This is a genomic window from Proluteimonas luteida (assembly GCF_021191695.1).
In the GTDB taxonomy this organism is placed as follows: Bacteria; Pseudomonadota; Gammaproteobacteria; order Xanthomonadales; family Xanthomonadaceae; genus Luteimonas; species Luteimonas luteida.
The window spans coordinates 17,903-38,835 of the sequence record NZ_JAIWPT010000014.1 but is presented as its reverse complement, the minus strand read 5'-3'; the positions used below and the strand labels follow the sequence as shown (position 1 = coordinate 38,835).

Annotated in this window: 17 protein-coding genes; 5 read left to right on the top strand and 12 right to left on the bottom strand. The window is 72.1% G+C overall.

Annotation, left to right across the window (positions count from 1 at the left end; translation table 11 throughout):
- Nucleotides 1-15: 15 nt before the first annotated feature.
- The 4 genes from LDO26_RS12980 to glyQ form a co-directional block, all read right to left on the bottom strand.
- The gene (locus tag LDO26_RS12980; protein ID WP_232131520.1) at nt 16-3,960 is read right to left on the bottom strand and encodes a translocation/assembly module TamB domain-containing protein; all 3,945 of its coding nucleotides are present in this window, start codon (nt 3,958-3,960) and stop codon (nt 16-18) included.
- Nucleotide 3,961: 1 nt separating this feature from the next.
- Nucleotides 3,962-5,755, bottom strand: coding sequence for an autotransporter assembly complex protein TamA (locus LDO26_RS12975; RefSeq protein WP_232131519.1), 1,794 nt, complete (start codon nt 5,753-5,755; stop codon nt 3,962-3,964).
- Between the two features lie 69 nt (nt 5,756-5,824).
- Nucleotides 5,825-8,017: a glycine--tRNA ligase subunit beta gene (gene glyS / locus LDO26_RS12970; RefSeq protein WP_232131518.1), complete on the bottom strand. Its 2,193-nt coding sequence runs from the start codon at nt 8,015-8,017 to the stop codon at nt 5,825-5,827.
- A 134-nt stretch (nt 8,018-8,151) separates the two neighbouring features.
- Nucleotides 8,152-9,060 carry a glycine--tRNA ligase subunit alpha gene (glyQ, locus tag LDO26_RS12965; RefSeq protein WP_232131517.1) on the bottom strand — a complete coding sequence of 303 codons (909 nt, stop codon included), beginning with the start codon at nt 9,058-9,060 and terminating at the stop codon, nt 8,152-8,154.
- Nucleotides 9,061-9,143: 83 nt separating this feature from the next.
- On the opposite strand from glyQ, the gene LDO26_RS12960 reads away from it, so the two are divergent.
- From LDO26_RS12960 to LDO26_RS12950, 3 genes are all read left to right on the top strand, one after another.
- Nucleotides 9,144-10,937, top strand: coding sequence for a GspE/PulE family protein (locus LDO26_RS12960; RefSeq protein WP_232131516.1), 1,794 nt, complete (start codon nt 9,144-9,146; stop codon nt 10,935-10,937).
- 157 nt (nt 10,938-11,094) lie between these two features.
- Nucleotides 11,095-11,826 carry a glutamine amidotransferase gene (locus LDO26_RS12955; protein WP_232131515.1) on the top strand — a complete coding sequence of 244 codons (732 nt, stop codon included), beginning with the start codon at nt 11,095-11,097 and terminating at the stop codon, nt 11,824-11,826.
- 141 nt (nt 11,827-11,967) lie between these two features.
- The gene (locus LDO26_RS12950; protein ID WP_232131514.1) at nt 11,968-12,906 is read left to right on the top strand and encodes a hypothetical protein; all 939 of its coding nucleotides are present in this window, start codon (nt 11,968-11,970) and stop codon (nt 12,904-12,906) included.
- Between the two features lie 18 nt (nt 12,907-12,924).
- Here the strand turns inward: LDO26_RS12950 and LDO26_RS12945 are convergent, their stop codons facing one another.
- The 5 genes from LDO26_RS12945 to LDO26_RS12925 form a co-directional block, all read right to left on the bottom strand.
- Complete coding sequence (locus LDO26_RS12945; protein WP_232131513.1) at nt 12,925-13,611, bottom strand: RDD family protein; 687 nt, start codon at nt 13,609-13,611, stop codon at nt 12,925-12,927.
- On the bottom strand, nt 13,608-14,366 hold the full coding sequence (gene tatC / locus LDO26_RS12940) for a twin-arginine translocase subunit TatC (RefSeq protein WP_232131512.1): 759 nt from the start codon (nt 14,364-14,366) through the stop codon (nt 13,608-13,610). The genes LDO26_RS12945 and tatC overlap by 4 nt, the downstream gene beginning before the upstream one ends.
- Nucleotides 14,350-14,853, bottom strand: coding sequence for a Sec-independent protein translocase protein TatB (gene tatB, locus LDO26_RS12935; protein ID WP_232131511.1), 504 nt, complete (start codon nt 14,851-14,853; stop codon nt 14,350-14,352). The genes tatC and tatB overlap by 17 nt, the downstream gene beginning before the upstream one ends.
- A 23-nt stretch (nt 14,854-14,876) precedes the next feature.
- Nucleotides 14,877-15,104 (bottom strand): Sec-independent protein translocase subunit TatA, encoded by a 228-nt coding sequence (tatA, locus tag LDO26_RS12930; protein ID WP_232131510.1) that lies wholly within the window; start codon nt 15,102-15,104, stop codon nt 14,877-14,879.
- An 84-nt stretch (nt 15,105-15,188) separates the two neighbouring features.
- Nucleotides 15,189-16,064 (bottom strand): lipid-binding SYLF domain-containing protein, encoded by an 876-nt coding sequence (locus LDO26_RS12925; protein WP_232131509.1) that lies wholly within the window; start codon nt 16,062-16,064, stop codon nt 15,189-15,191.
- A 171-nt stretch (nt 16,065-16,235) separates the two neighbouring features.
- On the opposite strand from LDO26_RS12925, the gene hemH reads away from it, so the two are divergent.
- Together hemH and LDO26_RS12915 are read left to right on the top strand one after the other, a co-directional pair.
- The gene (gene hemH / locus LDO26_RS12920; RefSeq protein WP_435594084.1) at nt 16,236-17,213 is read left to right on the top strand and encodes a ferrochelatase; all 978 of its coding nucleotides are present in this window, start codon (nt 16,236-16,238) and stop codon (nt 17,211-17,213) included.
- 17 nt (nt 17,214-17,230) lie between these two features.
- Nucleotides 17,231-18,082 carry an alpha/beta fold hydrolase gene (locus LDO26_RS12915; RefSeq protein WP_232131582.1) on the top strand — a complete coding sequence of 284 codons (852 nt, stop codon included), beginning with the start codon at nt 17,231-17,233 and terminating at the stop codon, nt 18,080-18,082.
- Nucleotides 18,083-18,310: 228 nt separating this feature from the next.
- Here LDO26_RS12915 and LDO26_RS12910 read toward each other — a convergent pair whose 3' ends face one another.
- The 3 genes from LDO26_RS12910 to LDO26_RS12900 form a co-directional block, all read right to left on the bottom strand.
- Entirely contained in the window at nt 18,311-18,862 is a 552-nt protein-coding gene (locus LDO26_RS12910; RefSeq protein WP_232131507.1) for a hypothetical protein, read from the bottom strand.
- Nucleotides 18,863-18,992: 130 nt separating this feature from the next.
- On the bottom strand, nt 18,993-19,772 hold the full coding sequence (locus LDO26_RS12905) for a M48 family metallopeptidase (protein WP_232131506.1): 780 nt from the start codon (nt 19,770-19,772) through the stop codon (nt 18,993-18,995).
- A gap of 231 nt (nt 19,773-20,003) precedes the next feature.
- The gene (locus tag LDO26_RS12900; RefSeq protein WP_232131505.1) at nt 20,004-20,906 is read right to left on the bottom strand and encodes a recombination-associated protein RdgC; all 903 of its coding nucleotides are present in this window, start codon (nt 20,904-20,906) and stop codon (nt 20,004-20,006) included.
- Between the last annotated feature and the right edge of the window lie 27 nt (nt 20,907-20,933).

Sequence of the window (20,933 nt, the reverse complement as noted above, 5' to 3'; positions counted from 1 at the left end):
GGGGCGGGCGCGGACTCAGCGTTCGCGCCGCCAGTTCACCGAGCCGCGGCTCTCCAGCGTGCTCGATTCGATCTCGACGTCGAAGCCGCGCGAGAGCATGTACTTCAGCGTCAGCACCTGGCCGGTGCCCAGCAGCGACACGCCGAAGCCGACGTACAGCCGCGGCGAGATCTGCTTGCCGACGCCGAGCACGCTGCCGCCGAGCGCGCGCGAGTCGCTGATGCCGGCCTCGTCGAGGCCGATCCTGCTGCCGATCTGCGAGGCCAGCAGGCTGCCGCCGGCATTGAGCGCGGCCGCGGCGGCATCGATCTGCTGGCCCTCGGCGCTGGTCAGGCTGGAGGTCGAGCGCCCCAGCGCGAGGTACGACAGCGCCTGCGAGTTGTCGCTGGCCGGGTCGGTCCAGACGTTGACCTGCGGCGCCGAGGCGCGTCCGCTGACGTCGACGCCGGCGGTGATGTCCTCGGCCTCGATGCGGCGTTCGGCGCGGATGTCCAGGATCGGGTCGGACACCGGGCCGTTGGAGAACGTCAGGTTGCCGCGGGTCACGCGCAGTTCCTGGCCGTAGGCCTTGTACTTGCCGGCGACCTCGAGCCGGCCGCTGCCGGTCATCTCGCGCCCGGGCACCGCGCGCACGCGCAGGTTGCCGCCGAGCATGCCGTCGAAGCCGAAGCCGCGCAGCGCGACGGCATCGCCCATCCGCAGGGTCAGGTCCAGCTCCAGCGGCGAGGCGGCGCTGGCGTCGGGGTCGACCGGATCGAGCACGACCACGTCCGGCGAGGCCGACACGCCCTCGCTGAGCCGTTCCAGGTCCAGCAGCGCGATGGGCACGGCGACGGTGCCGGTCACGTTGAGCGGCTGCCGCGCGGCGTAGCGCACGGTGATGTCGGGGTCGGCGATCACGTGCAGGTCGCTGGTGTCGGAGACCGTCACGTTCTCGCCGCGCAGGTTGAGCACCAGCGGAGTGTCGTCGCCCTGCCAGCCGAGCGTGCCGTCGACGTTGAGGGTGCCTTCGCCCGAGCGCAGGCTGCCGGCGATGCGCGCGGTGCCGTCGGGCAGGGCATCCAGCGCGACGTTGCCGTCCTCGAGCGCGATCGCCAGCGACGGCAGCTCGGTCGCGAAATCGCTCAGCCGCGCCTGGCCGCCGATCGTCGGCTGTGCGCGGGTGCCGCCCAGGCTGATGTTGGCGGTCAGGCGGCCGGTCGGTTCGACGATGTCCGGCGAGAACAGCTCGACGAAGGTCAGGTCCTCGACATTGGCGACCAGCGTGCCCGCCAGCGGCGAGTACGCGTCCCAGCCGTTGCTGACCTCGGCACGGATGCGCCCGGCCTCGTTGAGCGTGGTGCTCAGCGTCGCACTGAGGCGGCTCGCGTCGAACTCGGCATCGAATACCAGGTCCTCGTAGCTGAGGATCTCGTTGCGGGCGCGTTCTGCGGTGCGCACGCCGCCGGTCGCCGAGCTGATGCGCGCGCTGCCGGCGAAGCCGTTGCCGACCGGACGCGCGCTGCCCTCGATCGCGATCTCGCCGCGCAGCGCGAACGGACGGCCGCCATCCTGTTCCGGCAGGTAGGGCGTGGCCAGCGACAGCGGCAGGCCGCTGCCGGCGATCGAGACGCCGCGCTGCGGCCAGTCGGCACTGGCGCACAGCGAGCCGCCGCCGCTGGAGGTGAAGCAGCTCTCGCCCAGCGTGTAGCGTGTCCCGATCTGGCGGAACTGCGCCGGCGCCTGCAGCGCCCAGCTGGCGCCGGTCGCCGGCGCCAGCCGCAGGGTCGACAGCGTGCCCTGCCAGTTGTCGTTGCGGCGCTCGGCGCTGCCGTCGAGCTGCAGGCTGCCGATCTCGCCACGCGCGCTGGCATCGAGCTGCAGCTTCTCGACCGCGCCGCGCGCGGCCAGCCGCACCTCGTCGAGCGCGACGCCGGCGTTGACGCCGGTCGCGACGACATCGAGCGTTCCGCTGTCGCTGCGCCACGGCAGCCGGCCCTGGATCCGCGCGCTGGCGGCCTGGTAGTCGCCGTAGCGCAGGTCGCTGCCGGTCAGGTCGGCGGCGACGTCGGGCGCGGTGCGCGGGCCGGTCACGCGCAGCGTGCCGCGCAGCACGCCGCCGGCGTCGGGCAGGAAGTCGGCCAGCTGCAGCGGGGCCAGGCTGGCGTCGATGTCGAGGGTGTCGGTGACCGTCGCGGTCGCATCGACCCGGCTGCCGCCGAGCGACAGCGAGACCTCGGCATCGAAATCGCTGCGGCCGGCCTCGCCCGCGTCGCTGGCCGCGCCGTGCAGCGCGAACGTCGCGCGGCCGTCGAGCCGGCGTCCGCGCAGGGTGCCGCCGAGATCGCTGGCCTCGGCGGTGATCTCCAGGCCGCCGTCGTCGCGGGTGCTGCCGGTGCTGGCCAGGGTGCCGTCGACCGCGCCCTTCCAGTCGCGGGCGAAATAGCCCGGATCGAAGCCGGCCAGCGCCGCGTCGACGTCCCACTGCAATGCCGGCGCCCAGGCGACCTCGCCGGTCGCGTCGAGGGTGCCGGTGGGCATGGTCACGCGCGCGGTCTGCAGGCGCATGCGTTCGCTGTCGCCGCGGCCGTCGAAATCGACGCTGGCCTGCAGGGTGTCGCGCTCGATCGTCGCCTTGCCGATCGCCGCCCACGCCGCGCTGCGCCCGGCGAAGCCCAGGTCGGCATCGGCGCTGATCGGCGGCGCCGGCTCGGCGGCGTCGGGATCGGCGCCGAACTGCAGGCCGCGCGCGTTGACCGCGAAGCGGAAGCGCACGTCCTCGGGCGTACTGAAATCGGCGTTGCCGCGCGCGGTGACGCGGCCGTCGAAGATGTCGAGCACCAGCGGTTCGACCTCGAGCACCTGTTCCTCGATGCGGATCCTGGACGGCTGCAGCACCGCCGACAGGCCGCCGTCCTCCGGCGCGCCCATCGCGAAGCGGCCCTGCAGCGTCGCGCTGCCGCCGACGCCGTCGGCCGTGAGGTCGAACGCGAGCGGCGTGCCGGGCTCGCCGCTGCCGGCCAGCAGGCCGGGATCGAGCGCGCTGGTGTTCGCGCGCAGCGCCCAGCCGGGCCGGTCGCGGCCGCGCAGCGTCGCCACCACGCGCAGCGGCTCGGGCGCGTGGCCGACGACGGCGACGTCCAGCGACGACAGGTCGCCGCGCGCGACCAGCCCGATCCGCGGCCGGGTGCGGCCGAGGGGCGCCGGCATCAGCGCGCTGGCAGTCAGGTCCATGCGGTAGTCGTCGTCGGGCGCGTAGACGCCATGCGCGGTGAAGCGGCCGCGGTCGCTGTCGACGACGATGTTCTCCAGTTGCAGCTCGCCCTGCTGCGCGTCGATGCCGCCGCGCAGGGTGTGGATGTCGATCAGGCCTTCGCCCATGCGCTCGACGCGGAAGCCGTCGATGCGGATGGTGTCGGCCTGCAGCGACAGCGGCAGGTCGATTCGCGGCAGCGATTCGGGCCAGCGCGGCAGCTCGAACGGCGTGTCCACCGGCGGCGGCAGCGCCAGCACCGCGTTGTCGATGTCGAGCACGTCCAGGCGCAGGCGGCGGCCGATCAGCGGCAGGATCGCCGGGTCGATCGTCACCCGCTCCGCGGCGAACGACAGCACCGTCGGCTCGTCGCAGTCGCCATAGGCGACCGGCTCGCCGTCGACGTCCGGGCATCCGCGCTGCACGTAGCGCACGTCGTACATGGTCAGCGGGCCCGACGCCGGGCCTTCGGCGCTGCCCCAGGTCAGTTCGGTGCCGGCGGGCAGGCGCATCGCGACCTGCCCCAGCAGGAAGTCGCGGCCGCCGAGGGTCATCAGCAGCCACCACACCAGCACCACCACCAGGACGGCGAGCAGGACCATGCCGAGCGCGCTGCGCACCGCCAGCTTGCGCAGGCGCGCGCGCCGGCGTGCGCGCAGCTCGGCGATGCGCGCCTCGCGCGCTTCGGGGCTCAGGTCGTCGGAAACGTGCTGGCGACGGAAGGCCATGTCAGAACTCCGCGCCGATCGACAGGCCGATGGTGAACGGCGAGTCGGGATTGTCGAGGCCGCGCGCGATGTCGAGCTTCAGCGGGCCCACCGGGGTGATGTAGCGCACGCCGACGCCGACGCCGGTGCGCCATTCCGGCGAGCCGCCGTCGAAGGCGTCGCCGCCGTCGACGAACACCGCCGCGCCGATCGAGCGGGTGAAGTAGCGCTCGAACTCCACGCTGGCGGTGACCACGTTCTTGGCGCCCAGCGCATAGGCCTTGCGGCCCTCGCTGGCCGGCAGCCGCGGGCCGACCTCGCGCCAGTCGTAGCCGCGGATGCTGCGGTCGCCGCCGGCATAGAAGCGCAGGCTCGGCGGCATCGCCACCAGCGCGTCGGTGAAGGTATGGCCGAGCTCGCCGCGCACGATCAGGCGGTTGGCCTCGCCGATGCCGCGGAACCAGCTGGCGCGGGCGTGGATCTGCGAGAACGTGGCGTCCGAGCCCGCCCCCTCGATGCCGCCGCGCAGCGTCACCGAGCCGCCGATGCCGGCACGCGGGAACAGGCGGTCGTCGACATCGATGTATTCGGCGCGCAGCGACGGGTAGGCGAACGTCGCGTAGCGGTACAGCGGGCCGGCGTCGGGATCGCTCTGGTCGGCCTCGTAGGCCCAGCGCTCGCGCAGCACGTGCATCGAGGCGACGAGGTTGAGGAACTGGTTGTACTGGCCGCTGCGGCTGGCGACGAATTCGATCCGGCGCGAGTCGATGTAGTCGGTCTGCTCGTCGGAGGCCTGCAGGCTGGCGGTATACCAGCCGTCGAGCCAGGCGAACGCCGGGATGCGGTACTGCAGGGTCAGGGTCTTGCGCTTCTGCGCATAGTCCAGCTGCGCCAGCGCCTTGTGCCCGCGCATGTTGACGTAGCGGCGCTCGACGCCGAGGCGGATGCCGGCGCCGCTGTCGGTGCCGTAGCTGACGCCCGCGGTGTAGATGCTGCGCTTGGCCGGGGTCAGCGTCACCTTGACCGGCACCTCGCGGTCCTCGTTGGCCTCCTCGACCAGCGGTTCGATGTCGATGTTGCCGAAGTAGTCGAGCCGGGTCAGCGAGGTGCGCAGGCGGTCGAGCCGGCCCTGGTGGTAGTAGCTGCCCTCGTCCCAGTAGACCAGGCCCTCGAGCAGGCTGTCGTCGATGATCTTCTCGGGGGTCTGCTCGAACGTCGTCGGCCCCATGTTGTAGCGGTCGCCGCTGGTCCAGACCAGGTCGATGTCGGCGGCGTGCTCGGCACGCGTGACCTCGACCCGGCGCGAGGCGAACTCGGCATCGAAATAGCCGCGCTCGGCGAGGCGCCGGCTGATGCGGTTGCGGCTGCCGTCGTAGTCCGGGTGGTAGAACACCGCGCCTTCGCTGGGAATGAAGCTCGCCAGGTCGCGCGCCAGGTACTGGTCGCGGCCGCCGGCGCCGATGATCGCGATGTCGCTGTTGCGCACCCGCACCGGCTGGCCCGGATCGACGACGATGCGCACGTGGACGTTGCCGTCCTCGCGCGTGCGCTGCACGTCGATCTCGGGCGAGTAGTAGCCGAAGGGTTCGAGGGCCTTGCGGGTGTCGCTTTCGGCCTGGCGCAGCAGGTAGGTCAGGCGGCGCGTCGACACGTCCTTGCCGACCGCCTCGGCGATCGCCAGCGAGACCTCGACGTTCTCGGTCATCGCCTCGTCGAGGCCCTCGACGTCGACGCGTTCCACCCGCGCCGCCTGCACGGCCGCCGACGCGGAGAAAAGGACGGCGACGGCGGTGAGGGTCAACGGGAATCGGCGCATCGGCGCAGCATACCGGCAGCGTGTCAAAAACCGCTTAACGTCATCGGGCGGCTTCACCGCCCCGGGACCTCAGCCCGACAGGTGCTCGATCGCCGCGACGCTGCCCAGCCGCGCCGACAGCTGGCGCAGCAGGGCAAGGCGGTTGCCGCGCAGCGCCGGGTCCTCGGCATTGACCATCACCCCGTCGAAGAACGCGTCGACCTGCGGCCGCAGCCGTGCCAGATGGGTCAGTACCGAGACGTAGTCGCCGCGGGCCAGCGCGGCGTCGGCCTCGGCCTGCAGCGCCGCCACCGCCTCGGCCAGCGCGGCCTCGGCCGGCTCGCGCAGCAGGTCGGGGTCGATGTCGGCGGGAATGTCGCCCTCGACCTTGCGCAGGATGTTGCCGATGCGCTTGTTGGCGGCCGCCAGCGCCGCCGCCTCGGGCAGCGCGGCGAAGGTGCCGATCGCGTCGATGCGGCGGTCGAAGTCGTACAGCGACGCCGGCCGCAGCGCCGCGACCGCGTTGAACTGCTGCACGCCCGCGCCCCTGTCGGCGTAGTAGCCCTTCAGGCGGTCGAGGATGAAGTCGTAGAGCGCGTCGAGGTCCGCGCCGGTGAACGCCGCGCTGCCTTCGACCTGCGCCTCGAGCACCACGCCGGCGCGGCGCGCGGTCTCGGCGGCCTGTTCCCTGCGGTCGGCCTCGACCTCGGCGATCGACGCGTCGACGCTGGCCCAGGCCAGGCGCAGCAGGGCCGGCAGGTCGAGATCCAGCCCCGACCCGATCAGCGTCCGCGCCAGCCCGAGCGCATTGCGGCGCAGTGCGAACGGATCCTTGTTGCCGGTCGGCTTCAGGCCTGCGGCGAACCCGCCGGCCAGCGTGTCCAGGCGCTCGGCGATCGCCAGCACCTTGCCCAGCGGCGACAGCGCGATGTCGTCGCCGGCGAAGCGCGGCTGCCAGGCTTCGTCGATCGCGTTGGCCAGCGCGGTGCGGTCGTCGCTATCCAGGTCGGCCAGCGCCGGATCCTGCTTCGCATAGTCGCGGCCGGCGATGCCCTGCAGTTCCGGGAACTCACCCACCATGCGCGACTGCAGGTCGGCCTTCGACAGCAGGGCGGCGCGCCTGGCCAGCGCCGCGTCGACGCCGAGCTGCGGCGCGATGGCCTCGGCCAGCGCGGCCACGCGCGCGACCTTGTCGGCCACGCTGCCGAGCCTGGCCTGGTAGGTCACGGTCGCCAGCCCCGCGTTCATCGCCGACAGGCCCTGCTTCAGGTCCTCGTCGAAGAAGAACCGGGCATCGGCGAAACGCGGCCGGATCACCCGCTCGTAGCCCCTGGCGACCTCGGCCGGGTCGGTCGAGGCGATGTTGGCGATGCCGATGAAGTGTTCGGTCAGGCGGCCGTCGCGCAGCACCGGAAAGAACTTCTGGTTCGCTTCCATCGTCGCGATCAGGGCTTCCTGCGGCACCGCCAGGAACGCGGCCTCGAACGTGCCGGCGACCGCTTCGGGCCATTCGACTAGGCAGTTGACCTGTTCGAGGTTGTCGGGCTCGATCCGCGCCTCGCCGCCGACGGCCTGCGCCGCGGACTGCACTTCGGAGACGATCCGGCTGCGGCGCGCGTCGGCATCGACCAGCACCTTCGCCGTTTCCAGCGCGGTGACGTAGTCGCCCGGTCGGGCGATGTCGACCGGCGCGTCGTGCATGAAGCGGTGGCCGCGACTGGCGCGGCCGCTGCGCAGGCCCAGCAGCGCCGCGTCGACGACGTCGTCGCCATGCAGCAGCACCAGCCAGTGCACCGGCCGTGCGAACGCGTAGCCATGGTCGCCCCAGCGCATCGGCTTGGGGATCGGCATCGCCGCGACCGCCTCGCGCAGCACCTCGGGCAGCAGCGCGGCCGTGCGCGCGCCCGGCGTCACCGCGCGGTGCACGAAGCGCTCGCCCTTGGCGTCGCTGGTGCGCGCGAGCGCGGTCCAGTCGACGCCGGCCTTGGCGGCGAAGCCCTGCAGCGCCCGGGTCGGCTGGCCTTCGGCATCGAGCGCGATGTTGAGGTACGGACCGAGCACTTCCGAACGCTGCTCCGGCTGTTCGACGGCCACGCCCGGCAACAGCACCGCGAGCCTGCGCGGCGTGTACAGCGGCCTGGCATCGCCGCGTTCGACGGCGATGCCGCGCTTGTCCAGGGCCGCGAGCACGCCGTCGAAGAACGCCTGGGCCAGGCCGGGCAGGGCCTTGACCGGCAGTTCTTCGGTGCCGAGTTCGATGAGGAGGGGATGCATGTCAGTCATGGCGATTCGATCCAGAAAAAATTCCCTTTTCCCTCCGGGAGAAGGTGGCGCGCAGCGCCGGATGAGGGCGCTTCATTGACGGGTGCGCGAACAGCGCCCTCGCCCCAACCCCTCTCCCGCATGCGGGATGAGGCTCAAGCCGCTTCCGGCGTCCGTTTCAGCCCCGGAAACCCCAGCGCCTCGCGCTGCGCGTAGTAGGCCTTCGCGACCGCCTGCGCCAGCGTGCGCACGCGCAGGATGTAGCGCTGGCGCTCGGTGACGCTGATCGCGCGGCGCGCGTCGAGCAGGTTGAAGCTGTGGCTGGCCTTGCACACCTGCTCGTAGGCCGGCAGCGGCAGGCCCAGCTCGACCAGCTTCAGCGCTTCGGCCTCGCAGGCGTCGAAGCGGTGGAACAGCTCGGCGACATCGGCATGCTCGAAGTTGTACGCGCTCTGCTCCACCTCGTTCTGGTGGTAGACGTCGCGATAGGTCACCGGGGTGCCGTCGGGGCCATGGGTCCAGACGATGTCGAACACGTTGTCGACGTTCTGCAGGTACATGCACAGGCGCTCGAGGCCGTAGGTGATCTCGCCGAGCACCGGCCGGCACTCCAGGCCGCCGGCCTGCTGGAAGTAGGTGAACTGGGTGACTTCCATGCCGTTGAGCCAGACCTCCCAGCCCAGGCCCCAGGCGCCGAGCGTCGGCGATTCCCAGTTGTCCTCGACCAGCCGCAGGTCGTGCACCCGCGGGTCGATGCCCAGTTCCTTCAGCGAGTCGAAATACAGCTCGACGATGTTGTCCGGGTTGGGCTTCATCGCCACCTGGTACTGGTAGTAGCGCTGCAGGCGGTTGGGGTTGTCGCCGTAGCGGCCGTCGGTCGGGCGGCGGCAGGGCTGCACGTAGGCCGCGTTCCACGGCTCGGGGCCGAGCGCGCGCAGGAACGTCGCCGGATGGAAGGTGCCCGCGCCGACCTCCAGGTCCAGCGGCTGGATCAGCACGCATCCCTGTCGGGCCCAGTAGGCGTTGAGCGTCTGGATCAGCTCCTGGAACGTCGGTCCGGTCATCGGAAAAAGGCGGCTGCGGGGGCGCGCTAGTATAGCCGTCCATGCCACCCGGCCTGCCCGGCCCCGGCCCGACGGAGCAAGCCTTGAACCAACCGCGCGCCATCGTCCCGACACGGCTGCCCGGCGGACGCCTGCAACTGGAGCCGGTGATCGCGGCGCTGGTCGCCGACGGCGTGCTGGCACCGGCCGACGCCGAACGCGCGCGTGCCGGCGGCCGCGCCACCCGCGGCCTGGACGCGGTGCATCCGCTGGTGCTGCTGGCCAACCTCAAGCTGCCGTCGGCGCGCCGCCCGGGCACCGAGCTGGGCCTGGAGGCGCTGACCGAATGGCTGGCGCAGGCGGCCGGGCATCCCTACCTGCGCATCGACCCGACGAAGATCGCGGTCGCCGACGTCACCGACCTGGTCTCGCACGCGTATGCGCGCCGCCACCGCATCCTGCCGGTCGAGGTCACGCCCGAGCGCGCGCGCATCGCCACCAGCGAGCCGCTGGCGCTCGACTGGCTGCCCGACATCCAGCGCCTGCTGCGGCGCGAGATCGACCTGGTCGTCGCCAATCCGCTCGACCTGCACCGCTACACGATGGAGTTCTTCGGCGTCACCCGCTCGATCCGCGGCGCCAAGGACATCCGCGAGGGCGGCACCGAAGCGCCGACCTTCGAGCAGCTGGTCGAGCTGGGGCGCTCGGGCGACGTCAACGCCGACGACCACCACATCGTCCACATCGTCGACTGGCTGCTGCAGTACGCCTACGAGCAGCGCGCCTCCGACATCCACCTCGAGCCGCGCCGCGATATCGGCCGCGTGCGCTTCCGCATCGACGGCGTGCTGCACAAGGTGTTCGAGATGCCGCCGCCGGTGATGACCGCGGCGGTCAGCCGCATCAAGGTGCTCGGGCGCATGGACCTGGCCGAGCGCCGGCGGCCGCAGGACGGCCGCATCAAGACCCGTTCGCCGGGCGGGCGCGAGGTCGAGATGCGCCTGTCGACGATGCCGACGGCATTCGGCGAGAAGGTGGTGATGCGCATCTTCGATCCCGACACCGCGTTCAAGCCGATCGAGCAGCTCGGCTTCGATCCCGGCGAGGCTGCGGCGTGGAACGACCTGGTGCAGCGCCCGCACGGCATCGTGCTGGTGACCGGCCCGACCGGCTCGGGCAAGACCACCACGCTGTACTCCACGCTGAAGAAGCTGGCGACCGCCGACGTCAACGTCTGCACCGTCGAGGACCCGATCGAGATGGTGTCGGTCGAGCTCAACCAGATGCAGGTCCACCACGCGATCGACCTGGGCTTCGCCCAGGGCGTGCGCACGCTGCTGCGCCAGGACCCGGACATCATCATGATCGGCGAGATCCGCGACCTCGACACCGCGCAGATGGCGGTGCAGGCCTCGCTGACCGGACACCTGGTGCTGTCGACGCTGCACACCAACGATGCGCCGTCGGCGATCACCCGCCTGCTCGACCTCGGCCTGCCGCACTACCTGATCGCCTCGACCCTCAACGGCGTGCTCGCCCAGCGCCTGGTGCGCACGCTGTGCCCCCACTGCAAGCAGCCGCGGCCGGTCGATCCGGAAGGCTGGCGCGCGCTGGTCGGTCCCGGCAGCGACCTGCCGCCGCCGGCCGGCGCCTGCGGCCCGGTGGGATGCCTGGAGTGCCGCAACACCGGCTACTTCGGCCGGCTCGGCATCTACGAGCTGATGCCGATGACCCCGCCGCTGCGCGCGCTGATCCGCGCCGACATGGAACTGGCCGGCTTCAGCCGCGCCGCGGTCGCCGGCGGCCTGCGCACGCTGCGCATGGCTGGCGCGGAGAAGGTCGCCCAGGGGCTGACCACGATCGAGGAAGTGATGACGGTGCTGCCGCCGCAGGAATGACAGTGTCCGTGGGGCGGGTCCCGACCCGCCTCGCGCCGCGGCCGACTGGCTGTCTCGCGGGAGTCGCAGCGATGGCATGGTCCCCACCCACGAATGCGCAGGCACGTTCCCTCGGGAACCCGTTACGCTGCGCATCCCGTTCCGTCGTTCCCGCCCGATGCCGCGCGTCCGTCCGTTCCTGATCCTCGAAACCGGCCAGCCGGTCCCGTCGATGCGCCGCCATGGCGGCTTTCCGCACTGGATCCGGGTCGCCGCCGGCCTGTCGCGGGCGCAGGTCGAGGTCGTCGACGTCGAGCGCGGCGCCGCGCTGCCGGATGTCGGCCAGCACCGCGGCGTGCTGGTCACCGGTTCGGGGGCGATGGTCACCGACCGCGCCGACTGGAGCGAGCGCAGCGCCGCGTGGCTGCGCGAGGCGGCGCATGCCGGCCTGCCGCTGCTGGGCATCTGCTACGGCCACCAGCTGATCGCGCATGCGCTGGGCGGCGAGGTCGGCGCGAACCCGCGCGGCCGCGAGATGGGCACGTTCGAACTGCAGCGCCACGACGATGCCGGCGACGATCCCCTGTTCGGCGGTCTGGAGGCCACCTTCCGCGCGCAGACCACGCACCTGCAGAGCGTGCTGCGCCTGCCGGACGGCGCGACCGTGCTGGCCGCCTCCGCGCTCGACCCGCATCATGCGTTCCGCTGGGGCGACCGGGTCTGGGGCGTGCAGTTCCACCCCGAGTTCAGCGCCACCCACATGCGCGGCTACATCCGCGCGCGCGCCGCGGCGCTGCGCGAGGAGGGCGCCAGTCCGGCGGCGATGGTCGCCGACGTGCGCGCCACGCCGCAGGCGCGCGAGGTGCTGCGGCGGTTCGTGCGGGTGGCGGAGGCGCTGTCGCGCGACTGACGGCGTCGCCGGTGCCGGCCGGGTCGCGCCAGGGACCCGCATCGTCCGCGTGCCGTCCCCACGCATGCCGTCCCGAAGCATGCAGTACGATGACGCCCGCGTGGCGCGTGGCCACATCGACGACGACGGGAACGACTGCAGATGACGACTCGGACGGTGGGTGCCGGCCATGGCTGGAAGTGGCTCGTGCAGGGCGTCAACGTCGGCCGCGGCAACCCGAGGGCGGTGTACGGCGCGATCGCGATCCTGTCCGCGCTGGCGCTGCTGCCCAGCGTGCTGCAGCTGGTGCTGCAGCAGGTGCTCGGCCTCGACGCGCAGGCGCAGCTGATGGTCATCGGCGCGGTGTCGCTGCTGTCGATGGTGCTGTATCCGTTGCTGATCGGCGGCGTGCTGCGGGTCATCGACGGCGTCGAGCGCGGCCGGCCGGCGAAGGCCACCGACATCTTCGCCACGTTCTCGGCCGGTGCCGGCGCCGGCCGGCTGATGGGATTCGGCGTGCTGATGGGCGTGCTGTACATCGCCACGTTCTATGCGTTGATCAGCGCGTTCGGCGAGGGCGTCATCGAGTGGTACATGGAGATCCTCGCGATCAGCCAGGAGATGAATGCCCAGGGGGCGCCGGCCACGCCGCCGGAGCTGCCGCTGCCGCCGGCCGGCATCGGCCCGCTGATGGCGCTCGGCCTGCTGTTCGGCCTGTACTTCGCCACCGTCTACGCGATCGGCCTCGGCCAGGTCGCGCTCGGCGACCGGCCGGTCGGCGGCGCCTTCGTCGATGGCCTTGGCGGCGCGCTGAAGAACGTGCTGCCGGTGATCGTGGTCGGCGTGCTGGCGATGGCCGGCGGTTTCGTGCTGATGATCGTCTTCGCGATGGTGGCGACCATGATCACCGTCGTCGCCGGCCTGTTGCATCCCGCGCTTGCCGCATTGCTGGTGCTGCCGCTCTATCTGCTGCTGCTGCTCGCGTTGTACATCGTCATGTTCGGCGTCATGTACGCCATGTGGCGCGACATCTGCGGCGATCCGCTGGCGCCGGATGCGCAGGCCCCCGGCGGCAACGGCGGCGGCAGCATCGAGCTCTGAGCGCCGGCTGCCGCAGCCCTACAGCCCCAGCGTCGCGTCCAGCGCGGTGTTGACCACGCGGTCGACGTGGCGCATCAGCAGCGCCAGCAGCAGGAACAGCGCCGGCGGCTGCAGCGCCAGCCACAGCCGGGCGGCGTAGGGCATCGGCGCGGTGTCGACGCGTACCACGCGGGTACCGGCGATGCGGTCGTGCAGCGCCTGATGGCGTGGCGGCAGCGCGGCCAGCGCGTGGCCGAAGTTGAGGCTGAGCCAGGACAGCATGCCGGCGGCCTGGCGCAATGCGGCGCGGACCAGGCCCGGCGCTGCCGCGTCGTCGTCGATGACCCGCAGGCCCAGCAGCCGCTTGCCCGGCGTGGCCTGCCAGCGCCCGCCTTCGAACCCCGCGAAGTACGGCAGCGACAGCAGCGCGAACAGCGCCCACGCCGGCAGCAGCAGCGCCGACAATGCCAGCGCCAGCTCGCCGGTGGCGGCATGCAGCGCCGGATCGCCGAGCCACGACGTCGCCAGCGCCAGCGGCGGCAGTCCGCTGTCGGCCGCGGCGGCCATCGACGCGGCCATCGTCCCCGCCAGTGCCTCGAAGGCCCGGTCGACGCTCGCCAGGCCTGCGCACAGCGGGCGATGCAGCAGCGCGACCACCAGCAGCGCGAGCAGCGCCGCGTCCAGCGACCAGGCCGCGTAGCGGCGCAGCATCGGCGCCGGGATCATTCCCCGTCCCGCGTCGCGCCGGGCTTGGGCGCAAGCAATCGCGCGGCGATGATGCCGGCCTCGTACAGCAGGCACATCGGGATGGCGAGCATCAGCTGCGAGACGACGTCGGGCGGGGTGATGACCGCGGCCAGCACGAACACGCCGACGACCGCATAGCCGCGCGCTTCGCGCAGCTGGTCGGTCGTCACCCAGCCCAGCAGCACCAGGATCACCAGCGCGACCGGCAGTTCGAAGCTCAGGCCGAACGCGAGGAAGATCACCAGCACGAAATTCAGGTAGGCGTTGATGTCGGTCATCATCGCCACGCCGTCGGGCGTCACCAGGGTCAGGAACCGGAAGACCGACGGCAGCACGAAGAAGAACGCGAACGCGCAGCCGATGTAGAACAGCGCGACCGACGAGGCCAGCAGCGGCAGCGCCAGCCGCTTCTCGCGCCTGTACAGTCCCGGCGCGACGAAGGCCCAGGCCTGGTACAGCAGCCACGGCATCGTCACCACCAGCGCGGTGAAGAACGCGAGCTTCAGCGGCGCGAAGAACGGCGAGGCGACCTCGACCGCGATCAGGTGCGCGCCCTCGGGCAGCTTGTCGAGCAGCGGCTGGGCCAGCAGCCCGTAGAGCTTGTTGGCGAACGGCAGCAGGCACAGCAGCACGATGCCGGTGCCGGCGAGGCCGCGCATCAGCCGCGCGCGCAGCTCGACCAGATGGTCGATCAGGCTGCTGTCGCCGGTGTCGTCCTCAGCGTGCGTGGCCATCGTGCCCGGAATCCTGGTCGGGTGGCGGCGGATCGGCGGCGGGTGCCGGCGCCGGCGGCGCGGTCACGTCGCCGGCGATCGGCGCGGGTGCGGTGCGTGCGGCCGCGTCGGCCCGGGGCCGGGCCTCGCCCCCGTTTTCTCCGACCGGCGCATCCGCCGCCGGCGCGCCGGGCAGCCGGCGCACGTCGTCGATCAGGCTGCGGCCATCCTCGCGCGCGGCATCGAGGCCGCGCTGGGCCTGGGCGCCGGCGTCGCGCAACTGGGTCTGCACGTCCGCGATCGAACGCTGCGCCTGCTGCATGCCGCGCTTGAGTTCCTCGGCGGCGAGTTCGCGCTCCAGTTCGGATTTCACCGAATACCACTGCGCGCGCGCGCGCCGGACCCACAGCCCGGCGAAGCGCGCGGCCTTGGGCAGGCGCTCGGGACCGAGCACGATCAACGCGACCACCGCGATGATCAGCAGTTCGCCGGTGCCGATTCCGAACATCTAGGGAACGAAGGTCCGCGCGTTCAGCGCGGGACGTTGTCGTCGTGGCGCGACTTGTCGGCGGACGTCTCGCTGTCCTTCGAACGATCGTCGAGCCGGGCGTCCGGCGCGTCGTCGTCGTGCATGCCCTTCTTGAAGCCCTTGACCGCTTCGCCCAGGTCGCGCCCGGCGCCGCGCAGCCGCTTGGTGCCGAACACCAGCAACACGACCACGAGGACGATGAGCCAATGCCAGATGCTGAAACTGCCCATGTCGGGGTCCGTGGGAGTTGGGTGAGTGCGCAGGATACCGCACCGCGCGCGGACACCGCGGCATCGCGGGAACGCGCGCGGCGATCAGGTCTCCGGCAGCGGCTCGGCCTGCGCGGGGGCGTCCTCGACCGGTTCGAACGGCTGCGGCATCGGGTCGCCCTGCTGCGCGGGCACCGTGGTCGCCTCCGGCACGTTGCGGATCTCCGGCGCGGCCTGCTGCGGCGCGGTCGGCACCGCGGCGCCACCACGGGCGACGCGCGCGGTCGCGGAGGCCTCCTCGAGACGGTCGCGGAAATCGACGACCGCGTTCGACGGCGCCTGCCCCGGCCGGTTCTCGAGGATCGCCCGCGGCGTGGTGTTGCTGCCGTAGACCGCGCTGTTGGCGCGGTCGTCGATCTGCAGCACCGCGCCGTCGAGGGCGACGCCGGCGAACAGCCCGCGCGCGCGCGACCACGACCAGATCTCGGCCTTGAGCTGGCCGTCGGTCGCGGCCGCGGCGTTGCGGCCGACCGGGCCGGCGGCGACGCCGGCGTCGGCGCCGAGGGTGAACTTGCCGTTGACGATCGATTCCAGGCTGCGGTCGTTGCGGAACACCAGCACCACGTCGGCCGACTGGACGCCGGCCTGGAAGCCGATGCTGCCGCCGGTGATCCTGACGAACGCGGGATTCGACCAGGTGCCGTCGGCGGTCCTGACCGACATCAGGCCGTGGCCGCGGCGGCCGCCGATGATCAGCCCGGCCTTGACGGTGTCGGGGATCACCACGATCGCGCGGGCCTCGTCGAGCAGGCGGTCGGGGATGCCCGATTCGGGAATCGCCTGGATCTCGTTGAGCACGCGCACGGCGTTCTGTGCGCGGGCGTCCTCGTCGGGACCTGCGGAGGCGGTGCCGGCCGCGGCCAGCGACACGGTCAATGCGGCGGCCAGCAGCAGCGGGCGATGGCGGGAAATCGGGTTCATGCGGGCTCCGGAGGCGGCGGTCGCCGCGGGTCAGATCGGAAATTCGGACAAGGGTTGGCGCGTGGAGTTCAGGCTAGTGATGGTCGAATGAATCGGGAGTGAGTTCGCGCCCGTGTCCCGTGGCGCACCCGCGGCCTGCCATTGTCCGGGTCCGCCTGCCATCCTATGCGGATGACGACGCCTTCCCCCCAGGCAGACCCGGCCGTGCTGCTGGTCAACCTCGGTACCCCGGACGCCCCCACGCCGAAGGCGGTGCGCCGCTATCTGGCCGAATTCCTGCACGACCGCCGGGTGGTCGCGCTGACCCGCTGGCTGTGGTGCCCGCTGCTGCATTTCGTGATCCTGCCGCTGCGCTCGCCGCGGGTGGCGAAACTCTATGCCGGGATATGGATGGACGCGGGATCGCCGCTGGCGGTGCATACCGCGCGGCTGGCGCAGGCGCTGGCGCCGCAGCTGCCCGGCGCCGCCGTCGGCCATGCGATGCGCTACGGCCGTCCGTCGCTGCGCAGCGCGCTGGAGGCGATCAAGGCCGACGGCGATCGCCGCGTGCTGGTGCTGCCGCTGTATCCGCAGTACTCGACGACCACCACCGCGTCGGTCGGCGACGTCGTCGATGCCGTGTTCGGCGACAGCGGCCGGGCGCGGATGCTCGGGGACTATCACCTCGACGCCGGCTGGGTGGAGGCGGTGGCCGCGTCGATCCGCACGCACTGGGATGCGCATGGCCGCGGCGAACGGCTGCTGTTCTCGTTCCATGGCATCCCGCAGCGGCTGTCCGACGCCGGCGACCCTTACGCCCGCCAGTGCCGTGCCAGCACCGACGCCATCGCGCGCGCGCTGGGCCTGGCCGACGACGAGGTGCTGCTGACGTTCCAGTCGCGCTTCGGCCGCGAGCCATGGCTGCAGCCGTATACCGACATGACCCTGAAGGCGCTGGGCGAGGCCGGCGTGCGCAGCGTCGATGTCGTCTGCCCGGGCTTCGCCGTCGACTGCCTGGAAACCCTGGAGGAGATCGCATTGCAGAACGCCGAAGTGTTCCGCGCGCACGGCGGCCGGTCGCTGCGCTACATCCCGTGTCTGAACGACAGTCCGGCGCACGCCGGTGCGCTGGCCGCGCTGGCGCGGCGCGAACTGGCGGCATGGACGTGAGCGGCGACGGCAGCGGCATGGCCGACGCGCGCGAGTTCGAGGTCGGGATCGGCATCGGCACGGTGCGCGGCCTGCGCTTCGGTGAGGAGGGCGGGCGCCGGGTGCTGGCGCTGCACGGCTGGCTCGACAACGCCGCGAGCTTCGTGCCGCTGGCGCCGCTGCTGTCCGGGCTCGACCTCGTCGCCCTCGACCTGCCCGGCCACGGCCGCAGCGCGCACCAGCCGGCCGGCACCGACTACACCTTCGTCAGCGCGGTGCACCAGGTGCTCGACGTCGCCGACGCGCTGGGCTGGACGCATTTCGCCCTGCTCGGCCACTCGATGGGGGCCGGCATCGCCAGCCTGCTCGCCGCGTCGATGCCCGAGCGCGTCGAGCGGCTGGTCGCGATCGAGGCGCTGGGCGGGCTGCCCGAGACCGTCGAGCAGACCGTGCCGCGGCTGCGCGAGGCCATTGCCTCGGCGCGCGGCCTCGGCACGCGGCCGCTGCGGGTGTTCCCCGATCTCGACGCGCCGGTCCGCGCACGGATGCGGGTCAACGCGCTCAGCGAGCCGGTCGCGCGGCTGCTGGTCGAGCGCGGCGTGCGCCCGGTCGACGGCGGCCATGTGTGGTGCAGCGATCCACGGCTGACGATCCCCACCGCGATGCGCATGACCGGCGAGCAGGTCGACGCGCTGGTTGCCGGCATCGAATGCCCGACGCGGGTGATCTATGCCGAGCCGGCGCAGCCGTACCTGCCCGAGCCCGACCGCAGCCGGCGCGCACGCCTGTTGCCCGACGGCGATCTGGTCGTGCTGCCCGGCGGCCACCACCTGCACATGGAACAGCCCGGCGACGTGGCCGCCGCGATCGGCGATTTCCTGCTGCGCTGATCTCCGGCTGCGGACGGCACGCTCGCGAAATCACATGCAGGGCGGATCTCGATCCGCCGGGGACATCGACGCAATGGCGGGTCTCGAGTTGAGTTCTCCCCCATAAAATCCCGTTGTATGACGCGGATTTGGGGATCCCCTGAACAAGTCCGTCATTCCCGCGAAGGCGGGAATGACGAGCATGGGGCGACTTGCCGGGCCGCCTGTGCATGTCCTGCGCGTGCCTGTTCACTGCGCCGCGCCGCGGTCCTGCAGCTGCACGCTGACGACCACCCCGTCGTCGGATGTGCCGTCGGCCAGCCGGTGGCGATTGAAGGCGAACAGCGCGCTGCGGCGGCCCTTGTCGAAGGCCAGCACGGCATTGTCGGCCGAGTGCTGCACGCGCATGCGCGGCGTCCAGCCGGCGCCGGCCATGGCCTGGCGCGCATCGTCCGACATCGCCGGCACGTGGCCGGGCGCGAGCATGCTGACCACCCGCGTGCCCGGCATGTCCATGACACTGTGGATCGCGTAGTCGCCGGGCAGATAGACGTCGGCGGGGAAGTCCGCGGGCAGCGGCAGGTCGCGGTCGCCGCGCGCCTGGCGCAGTTCGGCGATCGGGGTCAGCGGGATGCGGTCGCCATTGCGGTCGAAGCGGATCACGTCGGCCGCCGGCTGCATGCCGTCGACGACCGTGTCGCTGCGCCGGCACGCGGTTGGCCCGACCGCCATCGCGAGCAGCAGCGCACCGGCCAGCAGGTTGCCCGTGGCGGCCGCGCAGGGTCGGGACGGATGCGGCATGCGGACCTCCTTACCGGGCAGCAACGGCGTTGCTGCCGTCGTCGGAGCCAACGCAGGCGGCCATGGCGACCGGCCAGCCGTCCGTGCCCGACGCAGGCCGTCGATGCGGGACGATCGGCAGGGCGGACGATCAGCCGGCGAGCAGCGCGTGCAGGCTCGCCTTCAGTTGCCGGCCTTCGGCGTGGAAATAGTCGCGGGCCTCGCGCCAGCGCGGGCAGCGCTGCTCGACCTCGCGCCAGAACCCGCGCGAATGGTCGGCATGGATCAGGTGGCAGAGCTCGTGCACCAGCACGTACTCGAAGGCCTCGGGCCGGCCCAGCAGCAGCGCCAGGTCCAGCGTCAGCGTGCCGTCGGGGGCCAGCGAGCCCCACTGCGACGACATCACCTTGAGCCGGATGCGCGACGGCGGACGCGGCAGGCCCGGCAGGTAGCCCGGCAGCCAGCGGCCGATGTCGCTGCGCGCCTGGGCCTCGTAGAAATCGCGCAGCGCGCGCTGCAGCGCCGCCGGGCCGGCGCGTTCGGGCGCATGGAAATCGAGGCCGTCGCCGGCCAGCTGCACATGGCTGAAGCGGCCGCAGTGCCAGCGCACCGGCAGCAGCGCGCCGCGCAGCGGCAGTGCGGTGGTGGTGTCGCGGCGCAGCGGCGGCGCCTGGCCATGCGCGGCCAGCTGTTCGGCCAGCCAGTCGCGGTGCTGCTGCAGGAAACGGTCGCCGGCGACGAGGCTGGCGCGCAGCGGCAGGGTCAGGCGCGCACCGCGTTCGCTGACGCTCAGGCGGATGCGCCGCGCGCGCGGGTCGCGGACGCGCAGCACCTCGATGTCGCGGCCATCGTCGAGCTGCAGGGACAGCGTGTCGCGTAGCGTCGAAGGCGATTTCGTGGACGGCGACAGCAGGCGCGACAGGGACGGCATGGATGGAATTGTATGCGCAGTGCCGCGCTGCCCGCGCTGCGGCTTGCGCGTCATCGATGCACCGGGCCGCCTTGTCCGCGCCGGCAAGCAGGGAAGCCGTCGTTCCCGCACAGGCGGGAACCCAGTGCCCTTCGTCCGATTCCCTGCAAGTCGCTGGGTCCCCGCCTGCGCGGGGACGACGAGACCCGGTGCTTCCGGAGGATCCGAGTGCGTGGTTGAACCCGTATCGCGCTACTCGGCCTTCGACAGCTTCAGCGCGCGCTCGAGCACGGTGAACAGGCGCTTGAACTCGCCGCTCATCAGCGCGAAGCGGGCGTCGAGCTCGGCGCGCATGTCGTCGTTGTCGGTGCCTTCGAGCTGGTCGATCGCGCCGTCGAGCAGCTTGAACTTGCGCACCACCAGGTCCTCGCCGAGCACGAACGAGACGTGGTCGTCGAGGTTCAGCGCCAGCTTCGTGACCTGCTTGCCCGAGTCCAGGTGCTTGCCGATCTCGTCGCACAGCAACTCCTGGCGCTGGCACTTGACGATCGCGCCCTGGTCCGACGGATCCTTCAGCTCGCATTCCTCGCCGAGCGTCAGGCCGTCGGGCAGCGGCTCGCCGGCCAGCCAGCCGGTCATCACCCCGCGCGGCGAGACTTCGGCATTGAGCGGCAGCGCCGGGAAACTGCCCATCGCCGCGCGGATCTCCGAGACCACGTTCTCGGCGGTCTTGCGGCTGGAGGTGTCGACGACGCAGACGCCGTGTTCCAGGTCGAGCAGCGCATCGGTGCGTACCGGGCGCACGAACGCGCGCGGCAGCAGCTCCTGCAGCAGGTCGTCCTTCATCTGCTTGCGCGCGCGGCCGCCGGGGCGCCGGCCTTGCTTCTCCTCGATCTCGGCCAGCTTGCGCGCCAGCAGTTCGTTGACGACCGCGCCGGGCAGGATCTTCTCCTCGCCGCCGACGGTCAGCCAGATCGCATCCTCGATGCGGTGCGACAGCGCCTCGGCGTCGCGGCCGAACGGCGAGACGAAGCCGCGCGAGGACATCTCCAGCGGGCCGACCGGCTTGAGGGTGAATTCGCCCAGGTGGGTGTCCAGTTCGGACAGGTCGAGCGCGGTGGGGAAGCGGAACAGGGTCAGGTTGCGAAAGAACATCGGGTATCCAGGAACAGGGGAAGGGGC

Excerpts from the sequence above, each read along its gene's own strand:
- LDO26_RS12980 (WP_232131520.1), bottom strand. The coding sequence starts at position 3,960 with ATGGCCTTCCGTCGCCAGCACGTTTCCGACGACCTGAGCCCCGAAGCG.
- LDO26_RS12975 (WP_232131519.1), bottom strand. The coding sequence starts at position 5,755 with ATGCGCCGATTCCCGTTGACCCTCACCGCCGTCGCCGTCCTTTTCTCC.
- glyS (WP_232131518.1), bottom strand. The coding sequence starts at position 8,017 with ATGACTGACATGCATCCCCTCCTCATCGAACTCGGCACCGAAGAACTG.
- glyQ (WP_232131517.1), bottom strand. The coding sequence starts at position 9,060 with ATGACCGGACCGACGTTCCAGGAGCTGATCCAGACGCTCAACGCCTAC.
- LDO26_RS12955 (WP_232131515.1), top strand. The coding sequence starts at position 11,095 with ATGCCGCGCGTCCGTCCGTTCCTGATCCTCGAAACCGGCCAGCCGGTC.
- LDO26_RS12950 (WP_232131514.1), top strand. The coding sequence starts at position 11,968 with ATGACGACTCGGACGGTGGGTGCCGGCCATGGCTGGAAGTGGCTCGTG.
- LDO26_RS12945 (WP_232131513.1), bottom strand. The coding sequence starts at position 13,611 with ATGATCCCGGCGCCGATGCTGCGCCGCTACGCGGCCTGGTCGCTGGAC.
- tatC (WP_232131512.1), bottom strand. The coding sequence starts at position 14,366 with ATGGCCACGCACGCTGAGGACGACACCGGCGACAGCAGCCTGATCGAC.
- tatB (WP_232131511.1), bottom strand. The coding sequence starts at position 14,853 with ATGTTCGGAATCGGCACCGGCGAACTGCTGATCATCGCGGTGGTCGCG.
- tatA (WP_232131510.1), bottom strand. The coding sequence starts at position 15,104 with ATGGGCAGTTTCAGCATCTGGCATTGGCTCATCGTCCTCGTGGTCGTG.
- LDO26_RS12925 (WP_232131509.1), bottom strand. The coding sequence starts at position 16,064 with ATGAACCCGATTTCCCGCCATCGCCCGCTGCTGCTGGCCGCCGCATTG.
- hemH (WP_435594084.1), top strand. The coding sequence starts at position 16,236 with ATGACGACGCCTTCCCCCCAGGCAGACCCGGCCGTGCTGCTGGTCAAC.
- LDO26_RS12915 (WP_232131582.1), top strand. The coding sequence starts at position 17,231 with ATGGCCGACGCGCGCGAGTTCGAGGTCGGGATCGGCATCGGCACGGTG.
- LDO26_RS12910 (WP_232131507.1), bottom strand. The coding sequence starts at position 18,862 with ATGCCGCATCCGTCCCGACCCTGCGCGGCCGCCACGGGCAACCTGCTG.
- LDO26_RS12905 (WP_232131506.1), bottom strand. The coding sequence starts at position 19,772 with ATGCCGTCCCTGTCGCGCCTGCTGTCGCCGTCCACGAAATCGCCTTCG.
- LDO26_RS12900 (WP_232131505.1), bottom strand. The coding sequence starts at position 20,906 with ATGTTCTTTCGCAACCTGACCCTGTTCCGCTTCCCCACCGCGCTCGAC.